This window comes from Micromonospora sp. NPDC005257, assembly GCF_042872445.1.
Lineage (GTDB): Bacteria > Actinomycetota > Actinomycetes > Mycobacteriales > Micromonosporaceae > Micromonospora.
This window is the reverse complement of the sequence record NZ_JBIAKL010000011.1, coordinates 51,405-76,419: the sequence shown is the minus strand read 5'-3', so window position 1 is coordinate 76,419 and position 25,015 is coordinate 51,405. Positions and strand designations below refer to the sequence as shown.

Here is a 25,015-nt window from a genome sequence, read left to right as displayed (position 1 = left end):
TCCACCACATCCCGCCCGAGAAAGGCGGGATTACCGAGGGAGACCTCCATGAGAAGACGGCAACTCCTCGCCCTGGCGCTGGCCGGCGCGATGGTCACCGGCGCCGCCGCCTGCGGCGACAGCCCGAACGCCAACAAGAAGAGCGGCCAGGCCGCGACAGTGCTGAACGTCGGCATGCCCAACGGCCCGCAGGCGGAGAACAACAACCCGTTCCTCACCACCTCGGCCGCCGCGTCGCTGGGTTACCGGTGGCAGATCTACGAGCCGCTGATGATGTGGAACCCGGTCAAGCCGGCCGAGCCGTTCAAGCCGTGGCTGGCCACCAAGGCCGAGTGGTCGTCGGACTACAAGTCGGTCAAGGTGACGATCCGGGAGAACGCCACCTGGTCCGACGGGCAGAAGGTCACCGCCGAGGACGTCGCGTTCACCTACAACCTGGTGAAGAAGTTCCCGGCGCTCAACGACCAGGGCGTGCCGTACACCGACGCCGTCGCCAGCGGCAACGAGGTCACCATCTCGATGTCCAGCCCGCAGTTCGTCAACCAGCAGAAGGTGCTGTGGCGGGTGCCGATCGTGCCGAAGCACCTGTGGGAGAAGATCGCCGATCCGGCCACCGACCCGGTGAAGCAGCCGGTCGGCAGCGGCCCGTACACGCTCAAGTCGTTCACCCCGGCGACCACGACGCTCTCCGTGCGCGACAGCGGCTACTGGCAGGACCCGCCGAAGGTCAAGGAACTGCGGTACACGTCCTACACGGACAACAGCGCACAGACCACCGCGCTGGCGAACGGCGAGTCGGAGTGGAGCTTCGTCTTCATCCCGAACTACCAGACCGTGTTCGTGGCGAAGGACCAGCAGAACCACAAGATGTGGGCGCCGCCGGTGCTGGGCATCCACGGCCTCTACGTGAACACCACGAAGAAGCCGTTCGACGACCCGACGCTGCGCAAGGCGATGAACATGGCCATCGATCGGGCGGACATCTTCACCACCGCCGAGGCCGGCTACTTCCACCCCGAGGTCAAGAGCGTGACCGGCCTGCCGAGCCCGGCCGGTGACTCGTTCATCGCGCCGGAGTACAAGGGCCAGGAGCACAAGGTCGACGTCGACGGCGCCAAGGCGCTGCTCACCGGCGCCGGCTACAAGCTCGACGGCAACACGCTCAAGGACAAGAGCGGCAAGCCGGTCACGATCCGGCTCACCGACCCGGCCGGCTGGTCGGACTACCAGACCAGCCTGGAGATCGTGAAGGGCAACCTGGCGAAGATCGGCATCGCGGCCACCGTCGACAAGGCCAACCAGGACGCCTGGTTCCGCAACGTCGAGCAGGGCAACTTCGAGGCCACGGTGCGGTGGACCGAGAGCGGCGCCACGCCGTACGACATCTACCGGACCATCATGGACGGCCGCGTGCTCAAGCCGGTCGGCACCGCCTCCCCGGCGGGCAACTTCGGCCGGTTCCAGAGCAAGGAGGCCACCGACGCGCTGGTGTCGTACGCCAACGCCACCGACGACGCCACCCGCACCACCGCGCTGACCACCCTGCAGAAGATCTTCGTCGAGCAGGTGCCGATGATCCCGGTCGGCGCGGACAACATCGGCGGCGCGTACAGCACGAAGAACTGGACCGGCTGGCCGGACGACTCGAACCCGTACGGCGCGCTCCAGCCCACCCAGCCCAACGCGGTCGACGTGGTGCTGCACCTCAAGCCGGCCGCCGGCTGACCCGGTGCCGCCGGCCCGGCCACCATCGCCCGGCCGGGCCGGCGGCGCCCCCGCCCCTCGCTTCGGCAACCCAGACAGGAATGCGGCATGACGTTGACCGAGAGCGCACCGGCGCCGGCCGACGAGGTGGTGCTGGAGGCCGTCGGCCTGACCAAGCACTTCCCCGTCCGCCGGCGGCTGCGTGACCTCCTCTCCCGCACCCCGGCGGTGGTGCACGCCGTCGACGACGTATCGATCGCGTTGCGCCGGGGCCGCGTGACAGCGCTCGTCGGCGAGTCCGGCTCCGGCAAGTCCACAGTCGCCCGGCTGCTGGCCCAGCTCTATCCGCGCACCGGCGGCGACATCCGGCTGCACGGCGAGTCGACCCGGGTACGCGGCGGGCGACGGTTCCGGGCGTACGTGCGCCGGGTGCAGCTGATCCTGCAGGACCCGTTCGCCTCGCTGAACCCGGTGCACACGGTCCGCTACCACCTGACCCGGTCGCTGCGCGTCCACGGCAACGCCGGGACCGGGCCGGACGGGCTGGAGAAGGCGCTCGCCGACCTGCTGACCCGGGTCGCGCTCACCCCGCCGGAGCGCTACCTCGACGCGTTCCCGCACGAGCTGTCCGGCGGGCAGCGCCAGCGGGTCGCCATCGCGCGGGCGCTCGGCGCCGACCCCGAGGTGCTGCTCGCCGACGAGCCGGTGTCCATGCTCGACGTGTCCATCCGCCTCGGCGTGCTCAACCTGCTCCAGGACCTGAAGGACCGGCTCGACCTGGCGATCCTCTACATCACCCACGACATCGCCTCGGCCCGCTACTTCGCCGACGAGACGATCGTCATGTACGCCGGGCGGATGGTCGAGGGGGGCGACAGCGAGACGGTCACCCAGCGCCCGGCCCACCCGTACACCCGGCTGTTGATCGAGTCGGCGCCGGACCCGGAGCGGATCACCGGCGCGGGCGGCGACGGCGCGGCGGCGGGCGAGCGGGGTCACGGCGAGCCGCCCAGCCTGATCCGCCCGCCGGCCGGGTGCCGGTTCCACCCGCGCTGCCCGGCGGCCATGCCACGCTGCGCCACCGACCTGCCGCCGCCGATCCCGGTCGACGACGCGCCCGGGCACTGGGCGGCGTGCTGGCTGTACGACGCCGAGACCGTCACTGCGGAGAAGGCGGAGAAGGCGGAGAACGCCGGGACGGAGGCGGCCCGATGAGGTTCCTGCTGCAACGGGTGGCCTTCTACCTCTTCACCGCCTGGGCGGCGATCACGCTCAACTTCTTCATCCCGCGGATGGTGCCGGGCGACCCGGTGCAGTCGCTGATCTCCCGCAACCAGGGCCGGATCAGCGCCGACGCGGTCGCGTCGCTGCGGGTGCTGTTCGGGCTGGACTCCGACCGCTCGCTGTGGGAGCAGTACGTCGCCTACTGGGGGCAGCTCCTGCGCGGCGACCTGGGACTGTCGTTCACGTTCTTCCCCGCCCCGGTGTCGGAGGTGATCGGGAACAGCCTGCCGTGGACGGTCGGCCTGGTCGGCGTCACCACCATCGTGAGCTTCCTGCTCGGCACCGCGCTCGGCGTCGGCGCGGGCTGGCGGCGCGGTTCCTGGATCGACGGGCTGCTGCCGGCCACCACGTTCCTCTCCTCGATCCCGTACTTCTGGCTGGGCCTGGTCGCCATCGCGCTGTTCGCCGGGCCGGGCAGCTTCTTCCCGTCCTCCGGCGGCTACGAGCCGGGCCTGGTGCCGGCGTTCGACGCGTACTTCGTGCCCAGTGCCATCCAGCACAGCATCCTGCCGGCAGCGACGATCCTGGTGTCGTCGATGAGCGGCTGGATCCTCAGCATGCGCAACATGATGGTCACGGTCGCCAGCGAGGACTACATCACCGTGGCGCACGCCAAGGGGCTCTCCGAGCGCCGGGTGGCGCTCAGCTACGCCGCGCGCAACGCGCTGCTGCCGAACGTCTCCGGGTTCGCGCTGTCGCTCGGCTTCATCGTCGGCGGCACGCTCCTCGTGGAGATCGTCTTCTCGTACCCGGGTCTGGGGTTCCAGCTCTTCCAGGCCGTCGGCGCGAAGGACTACCCGCTGATGCAGGGCATCTTCCTGATCATCACGATCTCGGTGCTGGTGGCGAACCTGCTCGCCGACATGGCGTACCTGCTCCTCGACCCGCGGACCCGAAAGAGCTGAACGATGACACTCTCCCCGTCCAGCATCGAGCAGGTCATCCCCGGCCAGGGGGCGATGGCGCAGCCGTCGGCCCGGGCCCGCCGCCGCCGGTTCCGGTTCGTCGCCAACGGCAAGGCCGCCACCGGCCTGGCCGTCCTCGGGGTGTACGTGCTCCTGGCGGTGATCGGACCGTGGATCGCACCGTACGACCCGGACGCGCGCAGCGCCGACGTGCTCCAGGCCCCCTCGGCCCGGCACTGGTTCGGCACCACCCACCTCGGGCAGGACATCTTCAGCCAGATCCTGGTCGGCGCGCGCAGCGTGATGGTGGTGGGCCTGACCGCCGGCGTGCTCGCCACGATCCTGTCCATCCTGATCGGCGTGACCGCCGGCTACCTGGGCGGCGCGGCCGACGAGGGCCTGTCGGCGGTGTCGAACGTGTTCCTGGTGATCCCGGCGCTGCCGCTGATCATCATCGTCACGTCCCTCGTCGACCAGGCCAGCGACACGCTCGTGGCGCTCATCATCGGCCTCACGTCGTGGGCCTGGGGCGCACGGGTGCTGCGCGCCCAGACGCTGTCGTTACGCCGCCGCGACTACGTGGAGGCCGCCCGGGCCACCGGCGAACGGACCTGGCGGATCATCGGCTTCGAGATCCTGCCCAACCTGACCGCGATCATCGCCTCCGGCTTCGTCGGCACCGTCATCTTCGCGGTGATGTCGGAGATCACCCTGGCGTTCATCGGCGTCTCGTCGCTGACGTCGTGGAACTGGGGCACGATCCTGTTCTGGGCGCAGGGACAGCAGGCCCTGGCGCAGGGCGCCTGGTGGTGGTTCGTCCCGGCCGGGCTGGCCATCGCGCTGCTCGGCACCGCGCTGGCGCTGATCAACTTCGGCATCGACGAGTTCGTCAGCCCTCGGCTGCGTACCGGCGGCCGGACCCGGATCCGTACCGCCGACGGGCGTGCCGTCCGAATGCGCGTCGGGTTCACCCCGGTCCTCGCGCCGAACCCGGCCCCGGTCCCGATGCAGCGGCCGGCGGACCCCATCCGAGAGGACACGACCTCATGAGCGACCAGGTGCTGGAGATCCGCCGGCTGTGCGTCGACTACGGCGTCGGCGCGGACGCGGTCCGCGCGGTCCGCGACGTCGACCTGACGCTGCACCGCGGCGAGGTGCTCGGCCTGGCCGGGGAGAGCGGCAGCGGCAAGTCCACCCTCGCGTACGGGCTGACCCGGCTGCTGCCCCCGCCCGGCGTGGTCAGCGGCGGGCAGGTGATCTACCACCCGGCCGACGGTCCGCCGGTCGACGTGCTCACGCTCAGCCCGGCGAAGCTGCGCGCGTTCCGCTGGGCGCAGGCGTCGATCGTGTTCCAGGGCGCGATGAACTCGCTGAACCCGGTGCACCAGGTCTCCACCCAGCTGCTCGACGTGATCCGGGCGCACGAACCCAGCAGCACGGCGGCGGGCCGGCTCGCGCGGGCGAAGGAGCTGCTGCGCCTGGTCGGCATCTCCGCCGACCGGCTGGACAGCTACCCGCACCAGCTCTCCGGCGGCATGCGGCAACGCGTCATGATCGCGATGGCGCTGGCGCTGGAGCCGCAGGTGGTCATCATGGACGAGCCGACCACAGCGCTGGACGTGGTGATGCAGCGGCAGATCCTCGGCCAGCTCGCCGAGCTGCGCGACCGCCTCGGCTTCGCGGTCCTGTTCATCACGCACGACCTGTCGCTGCTTGTCGAGTTCTCCGACCGCATCGCGATCATGTACGGCGGCCGGATCGTCGAGGAGGCGCCCGCCGCCCGGCTGTACCGGGAGCCGCTGCACCCGTACACCGAGGGGTTGCTGCACTCGTTCCCGGCGCTGCACGGGCCGCGCCGAGAGCTGACCGGCATTCCCGGCTCCCCGCCGGACCTGCGCGCCATGCCGTCCGGCTGCGCGTTCCACCCCCGCTGCCCGAAGGCGTTCGACGGGTGCGACGAGCAGGTGCCGGTGCTCGGCGCGCCGCGCGTCGACGACCCGGCGCGGGCCGTCGCGTGCCGGCTGTACCCGGCCGTCGCGCCCGTGTCCCGCTGACCCGCCCGACACCACCACCCGTCACCCGCGAGGAGAACCATGGACACCGACCTCACCCGCCCGTCGTCAGTCGCCGGTACGGACCCGATCGACACGCTGCCGCCGACCTTCCGCTGGGGGGTGGCGACGTCGTCGTACCAGATCGAGGGCGCGGTGGCCGAGGAGGGCCGCACGCCGTCCATCTGGGACACGTTCTGCCGCGTGCCGGGCGCGGTGGCAAACGGCGACCACGGCGACGTGGCCTGCGACCACTACCACCGGATGCCGCAGGACGTCGCGCTCATCGCCGACCTGGGGCTGGACACGTACCGGTTCTCGGTGGCCTGGCCGCGGGTGCAGCCGGGCGGGCGCGGCCCGGCGAACGTGGCCGGGCTGGCCTTCTACGACCGGCTGGTGGACGAGCTGCTCGGCCGCGACGTCGAGCCGTGGGTGACGCTGTACCACTGGGACCTGCCGCAGGAGCTTGAGGACGCGGGCGGCTGGCCGAACCGGGACACCGCGTACCGGTTCGCCGACTACGCCGAGCTGGTCTTCGCCGCGCTCGGCGACCGGGTACGCACCTGGACCACGCTCAACGAGCCGTGGTGCTCGGCGATGCTCGGGTACGCCTACGGCGACCACGCCCCGGGCCGGCGGAACCTGGGCGACGGCATCGCCGCCGCGCACCACCTGCTGCTCGGGCACGGCCTGGCGACGCGGCGGCTGCGCGAGGCGGCCCGGTCCCCGATCGAGCTGGGCCTGACGCTGAACCTGGCCACCGCCGACCCGGCCACCGGCAGCGCGGCCGACCGGGACGCCGCGCGGGCCGCCGACGGGCTGGACAACCGGCTCTACCTCGACCCGGTCCTGCGCGGCGAGTACCCGCAGGACGTGGTCGCGGACCTGGCCGCGGAGGGGGTGGAGATCCCGGTCCAGGACGGCGACCTGGACGTCATCGCCACCCCGATCGACGTGCTGGGGGTCAACTACTACTTCGGGCAGCTGCACTCCGGCGTGGACGAGCAGGGCCGCGACCGCGACGGCGACGGCAGGCCGGTACGCCGAGTGGTCCGCCGCGACCTGCCGCGTACCGCGATGGACTGGGAGATCGTGCCGGCGTCCTTCACCGACCTGCTGGTGCGGCTGCACCGCGACTACCCGGGCGTGCCCATGGTGATCACGGAGAACGGCGCCGCGTTCGACGACGAGCCGGACGCCGACGGGTTCGTCGCCGACGACGACCGGGTCGGCTACCTCACCGAGCACCTGCGCGCGGTGGCCCGGGCCCGGGCGGCCGGCGCCGACGTGCGCGGCTACTTCGCCTGGTCGCTGCTGGACAACTTCGAGTGGGCGTACGGCTACGACAAGCGGTTCGGCATCGTCCGGGTGGACTACGACACGCAGCGCCGCACCCCCAAGCGCAGCGCGCTGTGGTACCGCGACACCGTCCGGCGGGTACGCGGGCAGCGCTGACGCCGCGCGGCGTGAGGGCCGGGCCGGTCAGTGACGGCGGCCCGGCCCCCACGCCGGGGACGGGCGGGCGGCCGGGTCGCGGGCCACGCCGCCGTCGCGCAGCAGCCGGGTCATCGGCAGGGTGGCCGCGCCCATCGCGACCGCGTCCGGTCCGAGCCGGCACAGCTCGATCGAGGTCTGCGCGTACGGCTGGCGCAGCGCGTGCCGCGCGGTGGCCGCGCGGATCGCCGGTAGGTGCCGCTCGCCCAGGGCCAGCCCGGCCCAGCCGCCGAGCACCACCCGCTGCGGGTTGAACAGGTTCACCAGGTTCGCCACCCCGGCGCCCAGATAGCCGACCGTCTCGTCGATCACCTTCGCGGCGGTGCGTCCGGTGGAACGCAGCAGCTCACCGAAGGCGGTCTCCTCGTCCACGCCCGGTGCCGGGCGGCCCCGGTTGGCCTGGCGGAACCGGTCCAGCACCGCCTCCGCCCCGACGTACGCCTCCAGGCAGCCCAGGTTGCCGCAGCGGCAGCGGCGGCCCCCGTACACGATGGTGGTGTGGCCCCACTCCCCCGCGCCGCTGTGCGCGCCGCGGTAGCCGACGCCGTCGGCGACCACGCTCGCGCCGACGCCGGAGCCGACCAGGGCGACCACCGCGTGCCGGACGCCGCGGCCGGCGCCGAACCACATCTCGGCCTGGCCGAGCGTCTTCGCGCCGTTGTCCACGTGCACCGGCACGTCGGTGCCGGCGCGCAGCATCGCGCCGAGCGGGACGCCGTCCCAGCCGAGCGTCTGGGCGTGCACCACGGCGTCGGCGGCGCGCTCGACGGTGCCGGCGACGGCGACGCCGAAGCCGAGCACGGCGGCCGGGTCGACGCCGGCCTGCTCGGTCACCGCGGCGAGGCCGTGCCGCAGGTGCGCGGCGACCCGCTCGGGCTCGGGATCGGCCGCGGCGATCGGGTACTCCGCCTTGGCGAGCGCGGTCATGCTCAGGTCGAACAGCTCCACCTGGACGCGGGTCTCGCCGACGTCGGCGCCGACCAGGTAGCCGTAGCCGGGCGCGACGCGCAGCAGCACGCGGGGACGCCCGCCGTCGGACTCGACCGAGCCGGCCTCCTCGACCAGGCCCTCGTTGATCATCTCGCCGACCAGGTTGCTGACGCTCGCCAGGCTGAGCGCTGTGGACTGCCCCAGCTCGTGCCGGCTGAGCGGGCCGTCGAGCCAGATCCGGGTCAGCAGGACCGAGCGGTTGGCCCGGCGCATGTCGCGCACCGTGGTGCGTCTGGCGTCCACGTCCGCCGCCGTCCTTCCCGGCCGCCCGCGGGCGGCTCCCGTTCCTGCTTCACGCCCTGACCGGGGTGGTGACAGGGTACGCCGCATTTACATTTAACAAAGTTAACTGATAGCCTCCGGCGCATCGATGAGGAGGTATGTCATGCGACTCGGACGTGGGATGACCGCTCTGCTCGGTGGCGTCGCGCTGCTCGGCGCCACCGCCGCCGCCCTGCCCGCCACCGCCGCCACACCGGCCGGGGCCGTCGGCGCGCTCGTCGCGTGTGACGCGCCGGCCTGGGCCGAGGGCGTCACCTGGACCGCCGGCAGCCGGGCCACCTATGCCGGCCGGCTCTACCAGGCGCTCGTCACGCACACCCCGCCGGCCGGCGCGGGCTGGAACCCGGCCGCCGTACCGGCGCTCTGGACCGACCTCGGCGCCTGCACCGGCGGCACGCCGTCGCCGAGCCCCACCACCCGGCCGCCGTCGCCCACGCCCTCCCCGACCGTCTCCCCCACGCGGACGCCGACCGCCTCGCCGAGCCCGACGACGCCCGGTGGCGACACCTGCGCGCTGCGGTCCCGGCCGTCCGGGAAGGTGCTCCAGGGCTACTGGGAGAACTGGGACGGCGCCGCGAACGGCGTGCACCCCGGCCTCGGGTGGATCCCGATCACCGACTCCCGCATCACCGGGCACGGCTACAACGTGGTGACCACCGCGTTCCCGGTCATCCGCGCCGACGGCACGGTGCTCTGGGAGGACGGCATGGACGCCGGCGTCAGGGTGCCCACCCCGGCGCAGGTGTGCCAGGCCAAGGCCGCCGGGCTGACCGTGCTGCTGTCCATCGGCGGCGCCACCGCCGGCATCGACCTCAGCTCCAGCGTGGTCGCCGACCGGTTCGTCGCCACCGTCGTGCCGATCCTCAAGCGGCACAACTTCGACGGCATCGACATCGACATCGAGACCGGCCTGACCGGCAGCGGGAACATCAACCAGCTCTCCCCCTCGCAGGCCAACCTGATCCGGATCATCGACGGGGTGCTGGCCCAGATGCCGGCCGGCTTCGGGCTCACCATGGCGCCGGAGACCGCGTACGTCACCGGCGGCAGCGTCACCTACGGCTCGATCTGGGGCGCATACCTGCCGATCGTGAAGAAGTACGCCGACAACGGGCGACTGTGGTGGCTGAACATGCAGTACTACAACGGCGCGATGTACGGCTGCGCCGGCGACTCGTACCCGGCCGGCACGGTGGATGGTTTCGTCGCGCAGACCAACTGCCTCGACGCCGGCCTGGTCGTCCAGGGCACCACCATCCGCGTACCGCTGGACCGGCAGGTCCCCGGGCTGCCCGCGCAGGCCGGCGCCGGCGGCGGCTACCTGAGCCCGGCGCTGGTGGCCCAGGCGTGGAACACCTACCAGGGCCGCCTGAAGGGCCTGATGACCTGGTCGGTCAACTGGGACGGGTCGAAGGGCTGGACGTTCGGCGACAACGTCCGTTCCCTGCAGGGCCGTTGAGCCGGCGGGGCTCCGCGTTCGACCCCGGCGCGGAGTCCCACCGCTGGCGCGGGTTGCGAGACCCTGCCAGGCTGGCGCTCGTGTATGACTACGACCTGCTGGTGCTGGGCTCCGGACCGAGTGGACAGAAGGCGGCGATCGCCGCGGCCAAGCTGGGCCGCCGCGTCGCGATCGTGGACCGCCGCGACATGCTCGGCGGCGTGTGCATAAACACCGGCACCGTGCCGTCCAAGACACTGCGTGAGGCGGTCCTCTACCTGACCGGGCTGAGCCAGCGCGACCTCTACGGCAGCAGCTACCGGGTCAAGGAGGAGATCACCGTCGCCGACCTGGCGGCCCGCACCCAGCACGTGATCACCCGGCAGACCGACGTCATCCGCAACCAACTGGCCCGCAACAAGATCTCGCTGATCACCGGCACCGGCCGGTTCGCCGACGCCCACTCCGTCTGGGTGGACGCCGGTTCCGGCCGGGAGACCCGGGTCAGCTTCGACAAGGCCGTCATCGCCGCCGGCACCCGCCCGGCCCGACCGGACAGCGTCGACTTCGACGACCGCACGATCGTCGACTCCGACGGCGTCATCAACCTCCAGGCCGTCCCGGGCAGCATGGTGGTGGTCGGCGCCGGGGTGATCGGCATGGAGTACGCGTCCCTGTTCGCCGCGCTCGGCACGAAGGTCACTGTGGTCGAGCGTCGCCCCCGGATGCTCGACTTCTGCGACGAGGAGATCGTCGAGTCCCTGAAGTACCACCTGCGGGACCTGTCGGTGACCTTCCGATTCGGCGAGGAGGTGGCCTCCGTGGAGAAACACCGCAGCGCCGCGCTCTGCGTCCTGCGCAGCGGCAAGAAGATCGTCGCGGACACGGTGATGTACTCCGCCGGCCGGCAGGGGCAGACCGACGACCTCGCGCTGGAGGCGGCCGGGCTCACCGCCGACCACCGGGGCCGGATCACCGTCGACGACAACTACCGCACCACCGTCGACACCATCTACGCCGTCGGCGACGTGATCGGCTTCCCCGCGCTGGCGTCCACCTCGATGGAGCAGGGCCGGCTGGCCGCCCAGCACGCCTGCGGGGAACCGGCGCGCGGCATGTCGGACCTGCAACCGATCGGCATCTACACCATTCCGGAGATCAGCTTCGTCGGAAAGACCGAGGAGGAGTTGACCGAGGCGTCCGTACCGTTCGAGGTGGGCATCGCCCGCTACCGGGAGCTGGCCCGGGGGCAGATCGTCGGCGACTCGTACGGGATGCTGAAGCTGATCGTCTCGCCCGAGGACGGCCGGCTGCTCGGGGTGCACGTCTTCGGCACCGGCGCCACCGAGATCGTCCACATCGGGCAGGCCGTGATGGGCTGCGGCGGCACGGTCGACTACCTGATCGACGCCGTCTTCAACTACCCCACCCTCGCGGAGGCGTACAAGGTGGCGGCCCTGGACGCCGCCAACAAGATCCGCAACATAACCCGAATCGACACCTGACCCGCCACCCCCGTCGGAAGGGGGACGGGCCGTCAGCGGCCGGTGGCGTAGCCCTGGGCGCCTCGGGGGTTGGCCGCCGCCGACAGGACTCCGGTGCGCGGGTCACGGGTCACGGCGCACATGCGGCCCAGGCTCCACGGGTCGGACAGGCGTACGGTGTGGCCCCGGGCGCGCAGGCCCGCCAGCACGTCCGGGTCGATCCGGTCCTCCAGCACCAGCACGCCCGGCTCGACCTCGCGCGGATAGAACGACGCGGGCAGGCTCGTCGTGTGCCACGTCGGGGCGTCGATCGCCTCCTGCAACTCCTGCCCGCCGGCCAGATGCCGCAGCAGGAACAGCAGCTGCCACTGGTCCTGCTGGTCGCCGCCGGGCGTGCCGCACGCCATCACCGGCTCGCCGTCGCGCAGCACCAGCGTCGGGCTGAGCGTGGTACGCGGACGACGGCCCGGCCGCAGCGTCGAGGCGAGCCCGTCCTCCAGCCAGCACATCTGCAACCGGCTGCCGAGCGGGAAGCCCAGCTCCGGAATCACTGGTGAGCTCTGCAACCAGCCGCCGCTGGGCGTGGCGGAGATGATGTTGCCCCACCGGTCCACCACGTCGACGTGGCAGGTGTCACCGCGGGTCACGCCGTCGGCCCGTACCGTCGGTTCGCCGGTGCTCGGATCTTGCGGGACCGTCCGGCGGTGCGCGTCGGCGCGCAGGTGCGACGGCAGCCGGGGCGGCTCACCCGCCGGGCTGCCGGGACGCAGCGACGTGTCGGCACGGTCGCCGACCAGCGCGGCCCGCGAACGGGCGTAGCCGGCCGACAGCAGTTCACGGCCCGGCACGCCGGTGTCGCCGTACCACGCCTCCCGGTCGGCGAAGGCGAGCTTCAGCGCCTCGGCCTGCGCGTGGATGCCGTCCAGGCCGGACGGGTCGTAGACCGCCGGATCGTCGAGCGCGTCCAGGACGGCCAGGGTCTGCAGCAGCACCGGCCCCTGGCCCCAGAAGCCGGTCTTGGCCACCGTGTGCCCGTGCCAGTCCAGCGTGACCGGCGCCTCCCAGGTGGCCGACCAGCGGGCCAGGTCGTCGCCGGTGACCAGCCCGGCGTGCGCCCGCCCGCTGGAGTCGCGGAACGGCAGCCGGCTGAACGCGTCGATCGCCTCGGCGACGAAACCCTCCCGCCAGGCGCGCCGGGCCGCCTCGATCTGCGCCTCCCGGTCCGTACCGGCGGCCCGTCCCGCGTCGACGAGGCGGCGCAGCGTGTCCGCGTACGCCGGGTTGGTGACCATCTCCCCCGGCGCGGGTGGGCGGCCGTCGCGCAGCCAGAGGCGTGCGGAGGTCGGCCAGTGCTCGGTGAACAGCGACCGGACCCGCGCCACTGTCTGCCCGGCGGCGCCGACGAGCGGATGACCGGCGGCGGCGTAGCCGATCGCCGGTTCCAGCACCTCGGCGAGCGTGCGGGTGCCGTGGTCGCGCAGCAGCAACAGCCAGGCGTCGACGGCGCCGGGCACCACTGCGGCGAGCGGGCCGGCGCCGGGCACGAGGTCCAGGCCGAGCGAGCGGAAGTGCGCGACCGTGGCGGCGGCCGGGGCCGGGCCCTGGCCGCAGAGCACCCGCGGGGTGGGGTCGGTCGCGGTGGCGAGGATCGCCGGCACCTCGCCGGCCGGGCCGTTGAGGTGCGGCTCCACGACGTGCAGCACGAACCCGGCGGCCACCGCGGCGTCGAAGGCGTTGCCGCCGCGTTCCAGCACGCCCATCGCCGACTGGCTGGCCAGCCAGTGCGTGGAGGAGGCCATGCCGAACGTGCCGCTCAGCGTCGGCCGGGTGGTGAACGCCATGGGCGCGAGCCTACGGCGCGCCGACGGCGTCGGCGCGCGTCGTCGCGCCGTCCTCCTCCAGGCCGCCGCCGCGCTCGCCGTCGAGCGGGAACAGGCACGCCGCGTGGTGACCCGGGCCCACCTCGGCGAGCGCCGGATCGGTCTCGGCGCACGCGGGGCGGGCCTGGGGACAGCGGGTACGGAAGCGGCAGCCGCTCGGCGGGTCCACCGGGCTGGGGATGTCGCCGGTGAGCACGATCCGGCGGCGCTCCCGCTCCACCCGAGGGTCGGCCACCGGCACCGCGGAGAGCAGCGCTGCCGTGTAGGGGTGCGCCGGGCGCCGGTAGATCCGCTCGGGTGGGCCGGTCTCGACGATGCGGCCCAGGTACATCACCGCGATCCGGTCGCTCATGTGCTCGACGGCGGCCAGGTCGTGCGCGATGAACAGGTAGGTCAGCCCGAGGTCGCGTTGCAGGTGGCGGAGCAGGTTCATGATCTGCGCCTGGACGCTGAGGTCCAGCGAGGCGATCGGCTCGTCCAGGACGATCAGGTCCGGCTCCCCGGCCAGCGCGCGAGCCACGCCGACCCGCTGGCGCTGGCCGCCGGACAGCTCGTGCGGGTACCGGCCGGCGGTGTCGGCGCGCAGGCCGACCAGGTCCAGCAGCTCCGCGATCCGGGCCTTGCGGGCGGCGGCGGAGGTGGCGAGCCGGTGCACGATCAGCGGCTCGGCGATGCTGTCGCCGACCGTGCGGCGCGGGTCAAGCGATGCCTGCGGGTCCTGGAAGACCATCGCCACGTGGCGGCGCGTCGCGCGCAGGCGGCGGCGGGACCAGCGGGTCACGTCGTCGCCGGCGACCCGGACCCGCCCGGCGGTCGGGTCGACCAGCCGCAGCAGCGCCAGACCGGCTGTGGACTTGCCGCTGCCCGACTCGCCGACCAGGCCGAGCGTCTCGCCCCGGTGTACGGCGAGGCTGACGCCGTCCACCGCGCGGACCGTTCCGGCGGGGGTCGGGAAGTGCACCTTCAGGTCGTCCAGCTCGGCCACCACGTCCGGGATGTCGGCGCTCATCCGGCTTCTCCACTGTAGAAGGTGCGGACCGTGTGCCCGTCGCCGACCGCCGTCAGCGGGGGCAGCTCGTGCTCGCAGCGGGGGTCGGCGCGGACCGGGCAGCGCGGCCAGAACGCGCAGCCGGGCGGCAGGTCCAGCGGGCTCGGCGGCGAGCCGGGAATGGCGACGAGGTCCTCGCCGCGCCGCGACGGGTCCGGCCGGGCCGCCAGCAGCGCCCGGGTGTACGGGTGCGTGGGCGTGTCGAACACCGCGTCGACAGGCCCCTGCTCGACGATCCGTCCCCCGTACATGACCGCGACGGTGTCGGCGATGCCGGCGACCACGCCCAGGTCGTGGGTGACCCAGACGACTGCGGTGCCGAGCCGGGCCTGGAGTTCGGCGACCAGTTCGATGATCTGCGCCTGCGTGGTGACGTCGAGCGCTGTGGTCGGCTCGTCGGCGATCAGCAGGTCCGGCTCGCAGGCGAGTGCCATGGCGATGGCGACGCGCTGGCGCATGCCGCCGGAGAACTGGTGCGGGTACGCGTCGACGCGCTGCGCCGCCGACGGGATGCCGACCAGCTCCAGCAGCTCGACCGCCCGGTCGCGGGCGGCGCGGCGGGTCAGCCCGAGGTGCTCCTCGGCCGCCTCGGTGACCTGCCGGCCCACCGGCAGCACCGGGTTGAGCGAGGTCATCGGATCCTGGAAGACGAACCCGACGTGCCGGCCGCGTACCTTGCGCCGGCGGTCGTCCGGCAGCGCGGTCAGCTCGGTGTCGAGCAGCCGGACCCGGCCGGTGACTGTCGCGGCGCGCGGCGCGAGGCCGGTGGCGGCCAGCAGGGTCATGCTCTTGCCGCTGCCGGACTCGCCGACCAGGGCGAACGTCTCCCCCTGCCGCACCTGCCAGGACACCCCGGCCACCGCGCGGGCCGGGCCGCGGCGGGTGCCGATGGTCACGGTGAGGTCGTCCACGGACAGCACTGTCGAACCGGTCATGTGGTGCTCCTGCGGGCCTCGCCGAGGGTGAGCTGGCGCGGGTCGAGCACGTCCCGCAGCGCGTCGCCGACCAGGTTGAACGCCAGCACGGTGAGGAAGATCGCCGCGCCCGGGAACACGCCCAGCCACCACGCGTCGGTGACGAAGCCGCGCCCGTCGAACAGCATCCGGCCCCAGGCCGGCGCGGGCGGCTGGATGCCCAGGCCGAGGAAGGACAACGCGGCCTCGGAGAGGATCGCGAACGCCAGCGACAGCGACGTCTGCACGATCAGCGGCGCGGCGATGTTCGGCAGCACGTGCCGGCGCATGATGCGCAGGTCGGACGCGCCGATGGACACGGCGGCCCGGACGAACACCTGCTCGCGTACGGAGAGCACACCGGCGCGGGTGATCCGGGCGAAGATGGGCGTGTAGACCACGCCGATGGCGACCATGGCGGTGAGCAGGCCGGGCCCGAGCACCGCCACGATGGCCACCGCCAGCAGCAGCACGGGGAACGCGAACAGCACGTCCATGCAGCGCATGAGCAGGCTGTCCAGCCAGCCCCGGTAGTAGCCGGCGAACAGCCCGAGCGTCACGCCCGCGACCAGCGAGATGCCGACGCTGACGGCACCGACCTGAAGCGACACGCGGGCGGCGACCAGCACCCGGCTGAGCACGTCGCGGCCCAGCTCGTCGGTGCCGAACAGGTGCGCGCCGCTGGGTGGGCGCAGCATCTGGTCCACGTCGACGTCGTTGACACCGGCCGGCGCCAGCCACGGACCGGCGACCCCGACCACCACCAGCAGCACGAGCACGATCGTGCCGCCGACGGCGAGCGGATCACGGCGCAGCGCGTCGAGGACCCGGCGTCCGGTGCTCTCGGTCGTCGCGCTCACTTGACCGTGATCCTCGGGTCGAGGCGGGCATACAGGATGTCCACCAGCAGGTTGACCAGCAGGAACAGGGCGGCGACCAGCAACACCGCGCCCTGCAGGACCGGATAGTCGCGGGCCTGCACCGCGTCGAAGGTGAGCCGGCCGATGCCCGGCCAGGCGAACAGCACCTCGATCACGATGACGCCGCCGAGCAGGCTCGCCAACTGCACCGCCACCACGGTGACCACCGGGATCAGCGCGTTGCGCAGCACGTGCCGCAGAATCACCACCCGGTTGCGCAGCCCTTTCGCCTCGGCGGTCCGCACGTAGTCGGCGGAGAGCACCTCCAGCACCGAGGAGCGGATGAACCGGGTCAGGATCGAGGCGGTGACCAGGCCGACGGTGACCGCGGGCAGCGCCACGTGGGTGGCCCACCGGCCGGGATCGTCGGTCAGTGCCACGTAGCCCGACGGCGGCAGCCAGCCCAGCACCCCGGCGAACAGCAGGATGCCCATGATGCCCATCCAGAAGTCCGGCACGGAGACGCCGAACTGGCTGAACACGCGGGCGGCGTGGTCGATGGCGGAGCCGCTGCGTACCGCCGCGAGGATGCCCAGCGGGAACGCGACGAGCAACGCGAACACCACGGCGGTGACGGCCAGCGACAGCGTGGCGGGCAGCCGTTCCAGCACGATCTGGCTCACCGGCTGGCCGGTGCGGAAGCTGACCCCCAGGTCACCGGTGAGCGCGTGCCCGAGGTAGCTGGCGTACTGCACCGGCAGGGGCTGGTCGAGGCCGGCGCGCTCCCGCAGCGCCTCGTACGTCTGCGGGTCGAACCGGGTGCCGAGCGCCACCCGGACCGGGTCGCCCGGCACCAGCTGCAGCAGCAGGAACACCACGAGGGTCACGCCGACCAGCACGATCGCCGACTGGAGAACCCGCCGCAGGACGAAGCGGGCCATCACTTGGCCAGGGCGACCGACCGGAACCGGATCGCCCGATCGGTGCGCACGTCGTAGCCGGAGACCTTCTTCGACCAGCCCTGCACCACGTCCGGGTTGTAGAGGTAGAGGTAGCTGGCGTCGTCGACGATCTGCTTCGCCGCCTGCTCGTACGCCTGCTTGCGGGCGCCCTGGTCGGTCTGGGTACGGGCGTCGTCGAGCAGCTTGTCCACGGCCGGGTTCGCGTACTTGTGGAAGTTGAACGTGCCGCCGCTGTGGTGCTGGGCGTAGTAGAACTCGTCCGGGTCGATGTTGCCGAGCCAGCCGAGCATGAACCCGTCGAAGTTGCCCTTCGCCTGCTCGTCGAGCCACTGGGCGAAGTCCAGCGTACGGATCTTCACGGTGATGCCGACGTCCTTGAGCTGCGCGGCGATGACCTGGGCGGCGGTGACCGTCTCCGGGTACTCGCTGGTGACCATCAGATCCATGGTCAGGTTGCTCACGCCGGCCTGGCCGAGCATCTGCTTCGCCTTGCCCGGGTCGTGGCTGTAGGGCGCGTAGTCGAAGTGGAACGCGCTCGCCTTCGGAATGGCGGTCTGGTTGACGGTGGCCAGCCCGAACTTCGCCGCCTTGGTGATCGCCTCGCGGTCCAGCGCGTAGCCGACCGCGCGCCGCACCTCGGGGTTGTCGAACGGCTTGCGGGCCTCGTTGAGCGCCACGTACCAGTAGTCGGTCGACGGCGCCGACTTCACAGTGATGTCACCGTCGTCCTTGAGCGAGCCGACCTGCTGCGGCGGCAGGTTGTCGGTCCACTGGACCTGGCCGCTGCGCAGGTTCTGCAACGCGACCGTCGGGTCCTTGACGAAGGTGAACGTGACGCCGTCCAGCTTCGGCTTCTCGCCCCAGTAGGCGTCGTTGCGGACCAGCTTGACGCTGTCACCCGAGGTGTAGCCGGCAACCTTGAACGGGCCGCTGCCGACCGGTGCGGTCTTCACCGCGCCGGACTCCACGTTGGCCTTCTGCACGATCGCCACACCCTTGAACCCGCCGAGGTTCGCCAGCAGGTTCGGCGTGGGCGCGGACAGCGTCACCACCACTGTGGCCGGCTCGGGCCCGGTGACCGACTTGACGGTGGCGAACTTGTACGCGTTGTTCAGCTTCTCCTTGATGATCCGCTCATAGGAGTAGACGACGTCGGCTGAGGTCAGCGGCGAGCCGTCGGAGAACTTCACGCCCTCGCGCAGCGTGAACGTCCAGGTGAGCTGGTCCGCGCTGGTGGTCCACTTCGTCGCCAGCGCCGGCACCATCTTCAGGTCGGCGTCCGGCTCGACGAGCGTGTCGTAGACGTTCTCCAGCACCTGGAAGCTGTAGTACGCCGAGGTCTTGTGCGGGTCGAGCTGGTCCGGCTCGCCGCCGATCGCGGCGTTGAGGACACCGCCGGCGCCCTCGGAGTTCCCCCCACCGCCGACGTCGACGGCCTCGCCGCCGGTGCATCCGGACAGGACGCCGACTGTCAGCGTGAGTGCGGCGGCGAACGCGACGATCTTGTTCCTGGACACAGGCCCCCCTAGCCGCTTCCCGGACAAAGGAAAGTTCCGGCGAGTCTTATCTCCGAGCCGGATGATGTCAAACGAATCCAGCCAAATTGACGTGTCCCCGGGTGCTTGCCGGTGCGAAGTGAACGGTGGTTCAATCCGGGCCCGACCTGATCCGCCGTCCGCGCTGGGAGTTGCCGCCGTGACCACACACGAGGTCGTCAACCAGGTCCCCCCGATGGTCGGCCACGACACCGCCGACGACCCGGCGCTGCGTGACGGCGTGACCCGCGAGGGCGCCGGCTGGGCGCTGCCCGGGCTGCACGAGCTGGGCCGGCTCGCCGGTGGCGAGGAGGCCGCCGAGCACGGGCGGCTCGCCAACGAGCACCCCCCGGTGCTGCGCACCCACGACCGGTTCGGCCGGCGGATCGACGAGGTGGAGTTCCACCCGTCCTGGCACGAGCTGATGCGTACCGCCGTCGGTCACGGCCTGCACGCCGCGCCGTGGGCCGACGACCGGCCGGGCGCGCACGTGGCCCGCGCGGCCGGCTTCTACCTGTGGCGGCCCGACGCCGGGCACGGCTGCCCGATCTCGATGACCTACGCGGCGGTGCCCGCGCTGCGGCACGCCCCGGACCTGGCCGCCCGCTACGAGCCGCTGCTCACCACCCGCGAGTACGACTTCGGGCTGCGCCCGCCGCAGACCAAGCGCGGGCTGCTCGCCGGCATGTCGATGACCGAGAAGCAGGGCGGCTCGGACGTCCGCGCCAACACCACCACGGCCCGGCCGGAGCCGGACGGCAGCTACCGGCTGGTCGGGCACAAGTGGTTCACCTCGGCGCCCATGTGCGACCTGTTCCTCACCCTCGCCCAGGCGCCCGGCGGCCTCACCTGCTTCCTGGTCCCCCGGGTGCTGCCCGACGGCGCCCGCAACCCGATGCGGCTGATGCGGCTCAAGGACAAGCTCGGCAACCGCTCCAACGCCTCCGCCGAGGTCGAGTACGAGCACGCGGTGGCGTGGCGCGTCGGCGACGAGGGCCGGGGCGTCCGCACCATCATCGACATGGTCAACCTGACCCGGCTCGACTGCGTGATCGGCGCGGCGGCCGGAATGCGCCAGGGCGTGACCACCGCCGTGCACCACGCCACCCACCGGCGCGCGTTCGGCAGCTACCTGGCCGACCAGCCGCTGATGCGCAACGTGCTGGCCGACCTGGCGGTGGAGTCCGAGGCGGCCACCGTCCTCATGGTCCGGCTGGCCGGCGCGACCGACCGGTCGGCGCGCGGCGACGACGGCGAGACCGCGTTCAAACGGCTCGCGCTCGCCGTCGGCAAGTACTGGGTGTGCAAGCGCTGGCCGGGGCACGCCGCGGAGGCGCTGGAGTGCCTGGGCGGCAACGGCTACGTGGAGGAGTCCGGCATGCCGCGGCTGTTCCGCGAGTCGCCGCTGAACTCGATCTGGGAGGGCTCAGGCAACGTCGCCGCACTGGACGTGCTGCGCGCGCTGACCCGGGAACCGCAGGTGCTCGCCGCGTACGAGGCGGAGGTGGCCGCCGCGGCCGGCGCGGACGCCCGGCTGGACGCCGCGGTCCGCCGGGTCCGCGACGAACTGGCCGACCACAGCGACCTGGAACTGCGCGCCCGCCGGGTGGTGGAGCGGCTGGCGCTGGTGCTCCAGGGCGCGCTGCTGGTACGCCACGGCCACCCGGCGGTCGCCGACGCGTTCTGCGCGTCGCGGCTCGGCGGCGACCACGGGCAGGCGTACGGGACGCTGCCGGGCGGGCTGGACCTGGCCGCGATCATCGACCGCGCCACGCCCAAGATCGGCTAGGGTGCGGTGATGCGGCTCGCCTCGGCGCACCTGTATCCGGTCAAGTCCCTCGGCGGCGCCGACGTCGACCGGGCCGTGGTCGAGCCGTGGGGGTTGCGGCACGACCGTCGCTGGCTGCTGCTGCGCCCCGACGGCGGCAAACTGACGTCGAGTGCCCTGCCGGACCTGCTCGGCCTGACCGCCGCGCCCGGACCCGGGTCGGTCATGCTCACCGCCCGCGACGGCGCGTCGCTCACCGTCGCCGAACCGGTGGACGGATCGCCGGTCGCCACCGACGTGTCCCGGTTGGACACGGTCCGGCTCGCTCCCGCCGGGGCCCACGACTGGCTCTCCGCGCGGCTGGGCCGTCCGGTGCGGCTGGCCTGGCTGGACGATCCGCGCCGCCGGCCGATGTCGGCCGAGCACGGCGGTGGCCCCGACGATCCGCTCAACCTGTCCGACGCCGGACCGCTGCTCCTCGCCACGGCGCCGTCGCTGCGCCGGCTGCGGGACTGGATCGTCGAGGGCGCGCTGGAGCGCGGCGAGCCGGCCCCGGAGCCGCTGGCGATGGCCCGGTTCCGGCCGACGGTGGTGCTGGACGGGCCGTTTGAGCCGTTCGCCGAGGACGGCTGGACGCGTGTTCGCATCGGCGCCGTCGACTTCCGGGTGTCCGAACGCTGCGACCGCTGCTCGGTGACCCTGATCGACCCGGAGACCCTCGCCAGCGGGAAGGAGCCGATCCGCACGCTGGCCCGGCACCGGCGCCACGACGGCAAGACCTGGTTCGGCATCCGCCTGGTCCCGCTGACCACCGGCGAGATCCGGGTCGGCGATTCGGTCGCCGTGTCCTGACCCGGCTCAGCGGGACCGCCACTCGTCGGCCAGGATCGCGTAGACGAGCTGGTCGGCCCAGCCGCCCCGGAACCGGTAGCTGCGCACGTGCCGCGCCTCCCGCCGCATCCCGAGCCGGGCCATCAGGCGGGCCGACGGCTCGTTGTCCGCGTGGCAACGGGCCATCACCCGGTGCAGCCCGAACTCGCCGAAACCCCAGTCCAGCAGCGCGCCGGCCGCCTCCGTGGCCAGCCCTCGGCCGCCGTGATCGGGGTGGAAGACGTACCCCAGCTCGGCGGTGCTGTCGACCCGGCTGCGCCAGACGAGCTCCACCGCGCCGATCACCCGGGCATCGCCGACCACTGCCAGGGTCAGGCAGTCGCCCTCCGCGCGCAGCGCGTCCTCCGCCGCCATCGCCGCGACCGACAACCGCGACTCCTCCCGGGTACGCGGCCAGGCTCCGAGCATCCAGCGGACCACGTCCGGGCGGCGCTGCCAGGCGTGCACGTCGTCGAGATCGTCGAGCGTCACCGGGCGCAGCAGCAGCCGGGACGTGCGCAGCGGGTACGCCGGGTGGGCCATCGGGCGATGGTAGGTGCCGCCTAGGGTGGGACGCATGGCCGTTTCCGCCGACGAGGGCAACCCGCTCACCCAGCTCACGCTCGACCAGCTGCGACAGCGCACCAGCGTGAAGTGGCGGCTGCACCCGCCGGACGTGCTGCCGCTGTGGGTGGCCGAGCAGGACGTGCCGCTGGCGCCGCCGGTGGCCGAGGCGCTGCGCCGGGCCGTCGAGCTGGGCGACACCGGCTACTCGTACGGCACCGGGTACGCCGAGGCGGTCGGCGGGTTCGCCGCGCAGCGGTGGGACTGGGCCGACTTCCCGGTCGGCCGCACCACGCTCGTGCCGGACGTGATGATGGGTACGGTCGAGGTGCTGCGCCTGGTCACCGGCCCTGGTGACGCGGTGGTGGTCACTCCCCCGGTCTACCCGCCGTTCTACGCGTTCGTCACCAACGCCGGGCGGCAGGTCCTCGAGGCGCCGCTCGGCGCGGACCTGCGGCTCGACCCCGCAGCGCTGGAGGAGGCGTTCCGGCGTGCCCGCGCGCTCGGCGACCGGCCGGCGTTCCTGCTGTGCAACCCGCACAATCCGACGGGTGTGGTGCACCGCCCCGACGAGCTGGCCACAGTCGCCGCGCTGGCCGCCCGGTACGGCGTACGGGTGGTGGCCGACGAGATCCACTCGCCGCTGGCGCTGCCCGGCGCCCGGTTCACGCCGTACCTGACGGTGCCGGGCGCGGAGAACGCGTTCGCGCTGGTGTCGGCGTCGAAGGCGTGGAACCTGGCCGGGCTCAAGGCGGCGCTGGCGGTCGCCGGGCCGGACGCGGCGGACGACCTGGCCCGGATGCCGGAGGAGGTCAGCCACGGTCCCAGCCACCTCGGGGTGCTCGCGCACACCGCCGCGTTCCGGGCCGGCGGTCCGTGGCTGGACCGGCTGCTCGACGGCCTGGACGCGAACCGGGCGCTGCTCGGGTCACTGCTGAGCGAACACCTGCCCGCTGTGTCGTGGCGGCCGCCCGAGGGCACGTACCTGGCCTGGCTGGACTGCCGCGACCTCGGCGTACCCACCGAGGCCGGAGACGGGCCGGGGGTGGCCAGCGACCTGGCCGGGCCGGCGCGGATGTTCCTCGACCGGGCCCGGGTGGCGCTCAGCTCCGGGCACGTCTTCGGCGCCGGTGGGGCCGGCTTCGTGCGGCTCAACTTCGCCACCTCCCCCGCCGTGCTCACCGAGGCGGTGGCCCGGATGGGCCGGGCGGCGGCCGCCTGACCGCCCGCCCGGCGCCGGCCTGCGGGCCGGCTCAGGTGGTGGTCTGCCCGTCGATGGTCTCGCGCAGGATGTCCGCGTGCCCGGCGTGCTGCGTGGTCTCGGCGATGACGTGCATCAGCACCCGCCGGATGCTGCGGACCGCGCCCGGCTCGCTCCACGGCGCCTCCGGCACCGGCCAGGTCGCCGACAGGTCCTCGACGCCGGCGACGACCTCTTCGGTACGGGCCGCGATGCGGGCGTACCGGTCCAGGATGGCCGGCAGCGTGTCCTCGGGCAGCATCTGGAAGTCCCGCCCCCGATCGATCGCCCACTGCGGCAGCTCGCGGGCCTGGCCGGACATGAAGTCCTCCCAGGTGACGCCCTCGGGCAGGGCGAAGGACATCGCCGACGGGCCCTCGATCACGAACCGCAGCCACGCCTCCTCGGTGGACGCGACGTGTTTGATCAGCCCGCCCAGGCAGAGCGCGCTGACTGTGGGCTTCTGCCCGGCCTGCTCGTCGGTGAGGCCGCGCACCGTGTTGATCAGCATGTTCCGGGCGTCGGCGAGCTCGGCCAGCAGGTCGGCCCGCTCGGCGTCCAGGGTGGTGGGGGTCGTGGTGGTGGTGCCGGTCATCGTCATCGGTTCCTTCCGGTCCTGATCGGTACGGGTCCACCCTCGCAGGCATAGCGGTCAGGAAGTGTCCTCTTCTCGCGGCAGAATGCGTGTCGTGCCGAAGACTTCCGCCCGACTGCTCTCGCTGCTGTCCCTGTTGCAGGCGCGACGGGACTGGCCGGGATCGCTGCTCGCCGAACGGCTGCGGGTCAGCCCGCGTACCGTGCGCCGCGACGTCGACCGGCTGCGCGAGCTGGGCTATCCGATCGAGAGCGCCAAGGGGCCGGACGGCGGCTACCGGCTGGGCGCCGGTTCGGCGCTGCCGCCGCTGCTCTTCGACGACGAGCAGGCGGTCGCCCTCACGGTGGCGTTGCAGACCGCCGCCGGCGGCGTGACGGGCATCGAGGAGGCGGCCGCGCGGGCGCTGGCCACGGTCCGGCAGGTGATGCCGGCACGGCTGCGGCACCGGGTCGACGCGTTGCGGGTGGTCGACGTGCAACGCGCCGACGCGCCGGCCCGGCACCGGGTCGAACCGGAGCTGCTGATGACGGTGAGCGCCGCCGTGCACGCCCGCGAGGAGCTGCGCTTCGACTACGAGTCGGTGTCCGCCGCGCCCCCGGATCCGAATCGGCCGCCGCGCCGGGTGCAGCCGCACCACCTCGTCACCTGGGGTGGGCGCTGGTACCTGGTCGCCTGGGACCTCGACCGCGACGACTGGCGCACGTTCCGGGTCGACCGGATCAGCCCGCGTACGCCCACCGGTCCCCGCTTCACGCCCCGTGAGCTGCCCGGCGGGGACGTGGCCGCGTACGTCGCCGGCCGGTTCAAGGGCGCCACCGGGCCCGGTGACTGGCCCTGCCGGGGCGAGGTGATCCTCGACCTGCCCGCCCGGACGGCCTCCGCGTGGACCCGCGACGGGATCGTCGAGGAGCTGGGCCCGGACCGCTGCCGGCTGGTGCTCGGCGGCTGGTCGTGGGCCGGGCTGGCCGCCGTGCTCGGCCGCTACGACGCCGACATCGAGGTGATCGGGCCGCCGGAGCTGCGGGAGGCGTTCGCCCGCCTGGCCCGCCGCTACGCCGCCGCCGCACAGACCCCGGACGCGCCGCGCAGCGGTTGACCGCGCCTCCCA

The 25,015-nt window shown here is 73.0% G+C and carries 21 protein-coding genes; 12 read left to right on the top strand and 9 right to left on the bottom strand.

Translation table 11 applies throughout. The features are described 5' to 3' along the window. The first annotated feature begins 48 nt into the window (after positions 1–48). The 6 genes from ACFYO8_RS23040 (at position 49) to ACFYO8_RS23015 (ending at position 7,399) form a co-directional block, all read left to right on the top strand. A complete protein-coding gene (locus ACFYO8_RS23040) occupies positions 49–1,725 on the top strand; it encodes an ABC transporter substrate-binding protein (RefSeq protein WP_354869547.1) in 1,677 nt (558 codons plus the stop codon). 87 nt (positions 1,726–1,812) lie between these two features. After that, a complete protein-coding gene (locus ACFYO8_RS23035; protein WP_354869549.1) occupies positions 1,813–2,919 on the top strand; it encodes an ABC transporter ATP-binding protein in 1,107 nt (368 codons plus the stop codon). Continuing rightward, a complete protein-coding gene (locus tag ACFYO8_RS23030; protein ID WP_354869551.1) occupies positions 2,916–3,893 on the top strand; it encodes an ABC transporter permease in 978 nt (325 codons plus the stop codon). Before ACFYO8_RS23035 ends, ACFYO8_RS23030 begins: the two co-directional genes overlap by 4 nt. Positions 3,894–3,896: 3 nt before the next feature. Beyond that, positions 3,897–4,943, top strand: coding sequence for an ABC transporter permease (locus ACFYO8_RS23025; RefSeq protein ID WP_354869553.1), 1,047 nt, complete (start codon positions 3,897–3,899; stop codon positions 4,941–4,943). Beyond that, the gene (locus tag ACFYO8_RS23020; protein WP_354869555.1) at positions 4,940–5,947 is read left to right on the top strand and encodes an ABC transporter ATP-binding protein; all 1,008 of its coding nucleotides are present in this window, start codon (positions 4,940–4,942) and stop codon (positions 5,945–5,947) included. The genes ACFYO8_RS23025 and ACFYO8_RS23020 overlap by 4 nt, the downstream gene beginning before the upstream one ends. Before the next feature lie 39 nt (positions 5,948–5,986). Then, positions 5,987–7,399 carry a GH1 family beta-glucosidase gene (locus tag ACFYO8_RS23015; RefSeq protein ID WP_354869557.1) on the top strand — a complete coding sequence of 471 codons (1,413 nt, stop codon included), beginning with the start codon at positions 5,987–5,989 and terminating at the stop codon, positions 7,397–7,399. 27 nt (positions 7,400–7,426) lie between these two features. Here ACFYO8_RS23015 and ACFYO8_RS23010 read toward each other — a convergent pair whose 3' ends face one another. Beyond that, positions 7,427–8,671 carry an ROK family transcriptional regulator gene (locus ACFYO8_RS23010; protein WP_354869560.1) on the bottom strand — a complete coding sequence of 415 codons (1,245 nt, stop codon included), beginning with the start codon at positions 8,669–8,671 and terminating at the stop codon, positions 7,427–7,429. A 142-nt stretch (positions 8,672–8,813) separates the two neighbouring features. Here ACFYO8_RS23010 and ACFYO8_RS23005 point away from each other — a divergent pair, with 142 nt between their 5' ends. Further along, entirely contained in the window at positions 8,814–10,169 is a 1,356-nt protein-coding gene (locus tag ACFYO8_RS23005) for a glycosyl hydrolase family 18 protein (protein ID WP_354869563.1), read from the top strand. Between the two features lie 80 nt (positions 10,170–10,249). Next, on the top strand, positions 10,250–11,653 hold the full coding sequence (sthA, locus tag ACFYO8_RS23000; protein WP_354869565.1) for a Si-specific NAD(P)(+) transhydrogenase: 1,404 nt from the start codon (positions 10,250–10,252) through the stop codon (positions 11,651–11,653). Positions 11,654–11,685: 32 nt separating this feature from the next. Here the strand turns inward: sthA and ACFYO8_RS22995 are convergent, their stop codons facing one another. From ACFYO8_RS22995 to ACFYO8_RS22970, 6 genes are read right to left on the bottom strand one after another with little or no spacing between them, the layout of a single operon-like run. Next, positions 11,686–13,473 carry a gamma-glutamyltransferase family protein gene (locus ACFYO8_RS22995; protein WP_357710890.1) on the bottom strand — a complete coding sequence of 596 codons (1,788 nt, stop codon included), beginning with the start codon at positions 13,471–13,473 and terminating at the stop codon, positions 11,686–11,688. A gap of 10 nt (positions 13,474–13,483) precedes the next feature. Next, entirely contained in the window at positions 13,484–14,521 is a 1,038-nt protein-coding gene (locus ACFYO8_RS22990) for an ABC transporter ATP-binding protein (RefSeq protein ID WP_357710893.1), read from the bottom strand. Then, on the bottom strand, positions 14,518–15,495 hold the full coding sequence (locus ACFYO8_RS22985) for an ABC transporter ATP-binding protein (RefSeq protein WP_357710896.1): 978 nt from the start codon (positions 15,493–15,495) through the stop codon (positions 14,518–14,520). The genes ACFYO8_RS22990 and ACFYO8_RS22985 overlap by 4 nt, the downstream gene beginning before the upstream one ends. Then, complete coding sequence (locus ACFYO8_RS22980; protein ID WP_357710899.1) at positions 15,492–16,373, bottom strand: ABC transporter permease; 882 nt, start codon at positions 16,371–16,373, stop codon at positions 15,492–15,494. Before ACFYO8_RS22980 ends, ACFYO8_RS22985 begins: the two co-directional genes overlap by 4 nt. After that, the gene (locus tag ACFYO8_RS22975) at positions 16,370–17,314 is read right to left on the bottom strand and encodes an ABC transporter permease (protein WP_357710902.1); all 945 of its coding nucleotides are present in this window, start codon (positions 17,312–17,314) and stop codon (positions 16,370–16,372) included. The genes ACFYO8_RS22980 and ACFYO8_RS22975 overlap by 4 nt, the downstream gene beginning before the upstream one ends. Further along, complete coding sequence (locus tag ACFYO8_RS22970) at positions 17,314–18,852, bottom strand: ABC transporter substrate-binding protein (protein WP_354869582.1); 1,539 nt, start codon at positions 18,850–18,852, stop codon at positions 17,314–17,316. Before ACFYO8_RS22970 ends, ACFYO8_RS22975 begins: the two co-directional genes overlap by 1 nt. Before the next feature lie 178 nt (positions 18,853–19,030). Here ACFYO8_RS22970 and ACFYO8_RS22965 point away from each other — a divergent pair, with 178 nt between their 5' ends. Both ACFYO8_RS22965 and ACFYO8_RS22960 read left to right on the top strand, forming a co-directional pair. Next, complete coding sequence (locus ACFYO8_RS22965) at positions 19,031–20,659, top strand: acyl-CoA dehydrogenase family protein (protein WP_354869584.1); 1,629 nt, start codon at positions 19,031–19,033, stop codon at positions 20,657–20,659. Positions 20,660–20,668: 9 nt separating this feature from the next. After that, positions 20,669–21,490: an MOSC domain-containing protein gene (locus ACFYO8_RS22960; RefSeq protein WP_354869587.1), complete on the top strand. Its 822-nt coding sequence runs from the start codon at positions 20,669–20,671 to the stop codon at positions 21,488–21,490. A gap of 6 nt (positions 21,491–21,496) precedes the next feature. On the opposite strand, the gene ACFYO8_RS22955 is transcribed toward ACFYO8_RS22960, so the two are convergent. Further along, positions 21,497–22,051, bottom strand: a complete 555-nt coding sequence (locus ACFYO8_RS22955; RefSeq protein WP_354869589.1) for a GNAT family N-acetyltransferase — start codon at positions 22,049–22,051, stop codon at positions 21,497–21,499. A gap of 34 nt (positions 22,052–22,085) precedes the next feature. Between ACFYO8_RS22955 and ACFYO8_RS22950 the strand changes: the two genes are divergently transcribed. Next, the gene (locus ACFYO8_RS22950; RefSeq protein ID WP_354869592.1) at positions 22,086–23,294 is read left to right on the top strand and encodes a MalY/PatB family protein; all 1,209 of its coding nucleotides are present in this window, start codon (positions 22,086–22,088) and stop codon (positions 23,292–23,294) included. A 31-nt stretch (positions 23,295–23,325) separates the two neighbouring features. On the opposite strand, the gene ACFYO8_RS22945 is transcribed toward ACFYO8_RS22950, so the two are convergent. After that, entirely contained in the window at positions 23,326–23,907 is a 582-nt protein-coding gene (locus ACFYO8_RS22945) for a DinB family protein (RefSeq protein WP_354869593.1), read from the bottom strand. 85 nt (positions 23,908–23,992) lie between these two features. Between ACFYO8_RS22945 and ACFYO8_RS22940 the strand changes: the two genes are divergently transcribed. Next, positions 23,993–25,003 (top strand): helix-turn-helix transcriptional regulator, encoded by a 1,011-nt coding sequence (locus tag ACFYO8_RS22940; RefSeq protein WP_387189945.1) that lies wholly within the window; start codon positions 23,993–23,995, stop codon positions 25,001–25,003. Positions 25,004–25,015 lie beyond the last annotated feature (12 nt).